Origin of the sequence: Paenibacillus sp. 102, assembly GCF_039549175.1 — a bacterium.
In the GTDB taxonomy this organism is placed as follows: Bacteria; Bacillota; Bacilli; order Bacillales; family Bacillaceae_G; genus Bacillus_A.
The window spans coordinates 1-255 of the sequence record NZ_JBCGHT010000095.1; the positions used below are offsets into that span (position 1 = coordinate 1).

Below are 255 nucleotides of genomic sequence, written 5' to 3' on the forward strand. Positions count from 1 at the left end.
TCTATCCAATTGAGCTACGGGCGCATATGGTGCCGAGGGCGGGGGTCGAACCCGCACGGTGGTCACCCACCGCAGGATTTTAAGTCCTGTGCGTCTGCCTGTTCCGCCACCCCGGCATGTCATATTGGAAATTGGAGCGGAAGACGGGATTCGAACCCGCGACCCCAACCTTGGCAAGGTTGTATTCTACCACTGAACTACTTCCGCAAGACATGTTATGAGATATTTTATTAAAAGTGCGGGTGAAGGGAGTCG

Annotated in this window: 2 tRNA genes; both read right to left on the reverse strand. The window is 54.1% G+C overall.

The features are described from left to right. Positions 1 to 27 precede the first annotated feature (27 nt). Positions 28 to 116 (reverse strand) — tRNA-Leu (locus AAIE21_RS29490). A 16-nt stretch (positions 117 to 132) separates the two neighbouring features. After that, positions 133 to 207 (reverse strand) — tRNA-Gly (locus tag AAIE21_RS29495). Positions 208 to 255 lie beyond the last annotated feature (48 nt).